The sequence below is a fragment of the Hyphomonas sp. genome, from assembly GCF_046313735.1.
Lineage (GTDB): Bacteria > Pseudomonadota > Alphaproteobacteria > Caulobacterales > Hyphomonadaceae > Hyphomonas.
Window position 1 is genome coordinate 1 of record NZ_JBKBXW010000047.1, and the last position, 5,344, is coordinate 5,344.

Annotated in this window: 5 protein-coding genes and 1 pseudogene; 3 read left to right on the forward strand and 3 right to left on the reverse strand. The window is 64.5% G+C overall.

Annotated elements, in window-relative coordinates; all coding sequences use genetic code 11:
• Nucleotides 1-539: pseudogene (locus ACK4SV_RS15695) on the forward strand (bifunctional methylenetetrahydrofolate dehydrogenase/methenyltetrahydrofolate cyclohydrolase); the annotation flags it as partial.
• The gene (locus tag ACK4SV_RS15700; RefSeq protein ID WP_409918787.1) at nt 536-796 is read left to right on the forward strand and encodes an HNH endonuclease; all 261 of its coding nucleotides are present in this window, start codon (nt 536-538) and stop codon (nt 794-796) included. The pseudogene ACK4SV_RS15695 and the gene ACK4SV_RS15700, both read left to right, overlap by 4 nt.
• Here the strand turns inward: ACK4SV_RS15700 and ACK4SV_RS15705 are convergent.
• The 3 genes from ACK4SV_RS15705 to ACK4SV_RS15715 all read right to left on the reverse strand — a co-directional run bounded on the left by ACK4SV_RS15705 (nt 785) and on the right by ACK4SV_RS15715 (nt 3,436).
• Complete coding sequence (locus ACK4SV_RS15705; RefSeq protein ID WP_409918788.1) at nt 785-1,108, reverse strand: YbaB/EbfC family nucleoid-associated protein; 324 nt, start codon at nt 1,106-1,108, stop codon at nt 785-787. The genes ACK4SV_RS15700 and ACK4SV_RS15705 overlap by 12 nt on opposite strands.
• Before the next feature lie 19 nt (nt 1,109-1,127).
• Nucleotides 1,128-2,864 carry a DNA polymerase III subunit gamma/tau gene (locus ACK4SV_RS15710; RefSeq protein WP_409918789.1) on the reverse strand — a complete coding sequence of 579 codons (1,737 nt, stop codon included), beginning with the start codon at nt 2,862-2,864 and terminating at the stop codon, nt 1,128-1,130.
• A 125-nt stretch (nt 2,865-2,989) separates the two neighbouring features.
• The gene (locus ACK4SV_RS15715) at nt 2,990-3,436 is read right to left on the reverse strand and encodes an RrF2 family transcriptional regulator (RefSeq protein ID WP_409918790.1); all 447 of its coding nucleotides are present in this window, start codon (nt 3,434-3,436) and stop codon (nt 2,990-2,992) included.
• 173 nt (nt 3,437-3,609) lie between these two features.
• Between ACK4SV_RS15715 and ACK4SV_RS15720 the strand changes: the two genes are divergently transcribed.
• Nucleotides 3,610-5,344 (forward strand): TonB-dependent receptor (locus tag ACK4SV_RS15720; protein WP_409918791.1); only part of this gene is annotated, 1,735 nt, incomplete at its 3' end.

The following is a 5,344-nucleotide window of genomic DNA, read 5'->3' on the forward strand; positions in this document are numbered from 1 at the left end:
ACGGGCTGACGGAAACCTCCGCCGGCCGGCTCAGCCTCGGCAAGCCGGGCCTCAGGCCCTGCACCCCCTCTGGCTGCGTGATCCTTGCGAAACGCGCCCTCGGCGCAGACCTCTCCGGCAAACATGTCGTCGTCATTGGCCGGTCCATCCTGGTCGGGAAACCGGCCGCGCTCCTCTTCCTCGCTGAGAACTGCACCGTCACCATTGCCCATAGCCGCACGTCGGACCTGCCCGCCCTCTGCCGAACGGCGGATATCCTCGTGCCCGCCGTTGGACGCCCCGAAATGGTCCGGGGTGACTGGGTGAAGCCCGGCGCCGTGGTCATCGATGTCGGCATCAACCGCGTCCCCGCGCCCGAGAAAGGGGAGGGCAAGACGAAACTCGTCGGCGACGCGCACTTCGATAGCTGCGCCGAGATGGCCGGCCAGATCACCCCCGTGCCCGGCGGCGTCGGCCCGATGACGATTGCCTGCCTGCTGCGTAACACCGTTCTTGCCGCCTGCGCCCGGCGCGGCTGGGACGTGCCGCCCGCCCTGTGAGCCAGAGCGCCGCCCCGCCGGAGACCGCCCTGTTCAACGCGCTCTGGGACAGACAGTCAGGCCTGTGCGCCCTCTGCGGCCAGCCGATACCGCGCCATCGCTTTGACGTTGCCCATGCCACGCTCTGGAAGAAACACCGCCCGACTTTCGACCATATCCGCGCCAGAGCCCGCGGCGGCGCGGACAAGCCAGCAAACCTCCAGCTGGCACATGCTCAATGCAACAAGCGCAAGGGCGCTGGAGACTTAGAAAGGTAGCTTGAACCCCGGCAGCAGCCCGCCCATGCCGGCGGTGGCCGATTTCATCGCCTCTTCCATCGCCTGATCCAGCCGCCTGCGGGCATCGGCATGCGCCGCCTTGATCAGGTCTTCGATGATCTCCGGATCATCCGCCAGAAGGCTGCGGTCGATGCTCACGCCGATCATCTCGCCTTTGCCCTTGAGCCGCACCCGGACGAGCCCGGCCCCCGCCACCCCGTCGGCCTCGGTCGCCTCGATCTTGGCCTGAACCTCGGCCATCTTGGCCTGCATGGCCTGGGCCTGCTGCATGATCTGGGCGAGGTCTTTCATGGCGTTCCTTCTCGTCGGTTCAGGCCGGACGGCGCGTCTTGAGATCGATGACATTGCGGTTCACTTGGCCTTCCCCGCCGGCGCTTTCAAGCGATCCGGACATATCGGTGACATCCAGGATGACCGTACCGGGGATCGCGGCCAGGGTCGCGGCGATCAGCGGATGCTGCCCGGCCGCCTCAATCCGCTCGGCCTTTTCGCGCCGCTCACGCTCGCGCACGGATTCGGTATATGTCACCGCCTCTTCCACGGTCCAGCTGTCGCCGGTGTGCGCTTCTAGGAAGGCCTTCACACGCCCGAGGATCCCGGCCGGCGCGCCCGGCGTCAACGCGCAGGCGAGGTAGCCTTCAGTCATGGAAGAGGGGCGCACATAGCGCTCGACATCCACCTGCAGCGCAACCTCGCGCACTTCCTCCAGCAATCGGATCAGATCCCCAAAGGCCGTGACCCCGCCCGGCATCTCGGGCGAAGCCTCAAGGGGTTTGTCAGGCTTTCCCGGCGGGCGCACGCCTTCCGCAATCATTCGCGCCGCTTCCTCAGGGGAGGGCAGGCGGGAGGCGGCGACCAGGCGCAGGATCACCATCTTCAGCGCCGTCGCCGGATCCGGCGCCACCTGCAGGTCGCTATGGCCGGAGAGCAGAAGCTGCCAGTTGCGCGCCGCCTGGGCCGGCGTCAGACGCTGCGCCAGCGCCCGCGTCCGGTTCGCCCAGTCGGCGGGGCCAATCGGCGCCCAGCCATCGCCGGTCGCCTGCGCAATCGAAATGTCCGCCCCGATATCGAGGATATCCTTGAGGATGATTGCCGGGTCTGCCCCGCCGGTCATCTGGTCCTGGATTTCAGCCAGCGCCCCGGCCGCGTCACCCGCGACGGCCTTGTCCAGCACATCGAACAACCGGCTGCGATCCGCGAGGCCCAGCATCGCCCGCACCGCTTCGCCGCTCACCGCCGCGCCGTCCGTCGTCTGAACGATCGCCTGGTCGAGCAGCGACAGCCCGTCGCGCACAGAGCCCTCAGCCGCCCGTGCAATCAGCGCGAGGGCCTCCTCGGCAATCGGTGTGCCTTCCTGCGCCGCCACCTGGCCGAGATGGCGGGCGAGTTCCGCGCTATCAACGCGTTTCAGGTCAAACCGCTGGCAGCGCGACAGCACGGTCACCGGCACTTTCCTTATCTCTGTCGTCGCGAAAATGAATTTGAGATGCGGCGGCGGCTCTTCCAGCGTCTTCAGCAGCGCGTTGAAGCTGGCATTCGACAGCATGTGCACTTCGTCGATGATATAGACCTTATAGCGCGCCGACACCGGCCCATACCGCGCCGAATCGAGCAGGTCGCGCATATCGGCGACGCCGGTGCGCGAGGCCGCGTCGAGTTCCAGCACATCCGGATGCCGGCTCGCCATGATGGCGTCGCAATGCTCGCCGGCGGGATCGAGATGGATGCTTGGACCGGAGGTCGCGGCTTTCTTGCCTTTGCCTCCCGCCTTCGCCTCATAGTTCAGCGCCCGCGCCAGCAGCCGCGCTGTCGTCGTCTTGCCGATACCGCGCACGCCCGTCAGCATGAAGCCATGCGCAATCCGGCCCGTCTCGAACGCATTCGAGAGCGTGCGCACCATCGCTTCCTGGCCTATCAGATCCTCAAAGCGCCGCGGCCTGTATTTTCGCGCCAGCACTTCATACGCCTTGCCGCGCACAGGCACATCCTCGCCGCCAAACAGCGCGCTCGTGGCATCATCGCCTGTGGAGGAATCGTCAGCGCTCATGGATTAGGCGGAACATTAGCGGCGGAGCTCGCCGAGCGCAAAGGGCTTTCCCGCCGCTGTCTTCCCGGACACCGCAAAGCGGTGATCCGGGACCTTCTCTCCGCTTTGCCTGAACAAGGTCCCTATCAGGCCCTGCCATCCGCATGGCTGCGCAAGGCCGGATCTGCCAGGGCATCCGCCAGCGTCGTTGTATCAAGGATCGCCCGCGTGGCCTCGGCCACCTGCGCGAACACCTTGCGCAGCTTGCAGGCCTGCTCGCTGGCGCAGTCGCCGCACCGCCGATACGCCATCTTCGACAGGCAGGGCAGAGGCGCCAGCGGCCCGTCCATCAGCCGCAGGACTTCGCCGAAGGTCACCGTTTCAGGCCGCCGCAGCAGCAGATAGCCGCCCGCCTTTCCGCGCCGGCTCACGACAAGCCCGTGATGCTTCAGCTCCAATAAAATCTGCTCCAGGAATTTGCGCGGGATGACCTCCTGCGCCGCGATGTCGCCGATCAGCAGCGGCGCATCGCCCGGCGCCTCGGCAAGGGCCAGGAGCGCGCGAAGGGCATATTTGGACTTCTGGGAAATCATCAGGCGATGCCGAATCCGGAATAAAGTCGAGTTATCCGATCAGGATAGAGCGCTGATTCTGAACGGGCCAGAGGGTTGCTGTAGATTGATTTAGAAAAACCAAACTCATTTTTCACTTGCAATACACGACTAAATAGATCGAGTTAAAGGGGTAACATTCAAGGAGCCCTTTCATGCTGCCCCCTAACGCCAATCTGAAGACCCTTCTGACAACCGCATCGGCCTTGATCCTGCTGTCGCCCTACGCCTTGGCGCAAACGCCGGCGGATGTGACCGAACAGACAGACGAAGTCCTTCGCCGCGAGACGATCACCGTCACCGCCCGGCGCGTGACCGAAGACCTGCAGGACGTGCCGATCCCGGTCTCGGTCCTCGGCGGGGAGTTCCTGGCAGAGACCGGCGCGTTCAATGTCGGCAAGCTGCGCGAGCTGGTGCCGACGCTGCAGTTCTACACCACCAATCCGCGCAACACGGCGATCAACATCCGCGGTCTCGGCGCCCCGTTCGGACTGACCAATGACGGCCTCGATGCCGGGGTTGGCCTCTATGTCGACGGCGTCTTCTTCGCCAGGCCTGCCGCCACGACGCTTGACTTCATAGATGTCGCCCAGATCGAAGTGCTGCGCGGTCCGCAAGGCACGCTGTTCGGCAAGAACACGACTGCCGGCGCGATCAATGTGATCACCAAGAAACCCTCATTCACGCCGGAAACAGAGGTCGAACTAACGTATGGAAATGTTGGTTTCATCCAGTCGAAAGCGTCAATCACCGGTCCGCTCACAGACCGGATTGCCGGGCGGCTTTCATTCTCGGGAACTCAGCGGGATGGCGTCCTCTTTAACGTAACCGAGAACAGCGACATAAACGACTTGAACAATCTCGGGTTTCGCGGCCAGCTTCTGTTCGACGCCAGCGACAATCTCGAAATCATCCTGTCCGGCGACTACACACGCCAGCGGCCGAACGGCTATGCGCTGGTGCCTGCAGGCGTAGCGCCGACCCTCCGTCCGGAAAATCGTCAGTATCAGGCGCTTGCGGACTTCTTCAACTATGCCCCACCCAGTTTCAATCCCTTTGACCGCCTCACAGACGCCGATACATATCATCAGTCTAACCAAGATATCGGGGGCGCCGCCCTCAATATCGAATGGGATATCGGCCCCGGCACCCTCACCTCGATCACCGCCTGGCGTTACTGGGACTGGGGCCCGTCGAACGACCGCGACTTCCTCGGCCTGCCGATCACCACCGTCTCCGCCAACCCGTCCGAGCAACGTCAGTGGACGCAGGAACTGCGCTATGCGGGAGATTTCAACGAACGGCTCGGCTTCGTCGCCGGTGTCTTCGCCTTCTGCCAGACCATCGATTCCACCGGCCTGCAGGAGCAGGGGAGCGCAGCGGCGCGCTGGCTCCTGAACCCGTCATCCGCAGGCTGGGACACGCCGGGCCTGCTCGAAGGCTATGGTCAGACCTCGGACATCCAGTCCGAAAACACCAGCGCCGCCCTGTTCGGACAGCTCGAATGGCGCGTCACGGACCGGCTGCGCCTCCTGCCGGGCCTGCGCCTGAACTATGATGAAAAGAGCGTCGATTATGACGCGCAGGTCTTCGGCGGCCTGCAGATAACCGATCCGGCGCTGATCGCGCTGCAGCGCTCCGTCCTCGCCCCGCTGAACTATCAGGCGTCCACGGATGATACGAACGTCTCCGGACAGATCACCCTCGCCTATGATGTCAACGACGCGGTCAACGCCTATGCGACCTATGCCACGGCCTTCAAATCTGTCGGCCTGAACCTCGGCGGCATCCCCAATGATGCTTCGGGCAATCCGGCCGTCGCGCTCGCCACCGTCAAGCCGGAAGATGTGAAACACATCGAGGCCGGCCTGAAGACCCAGCCGCTGCCCG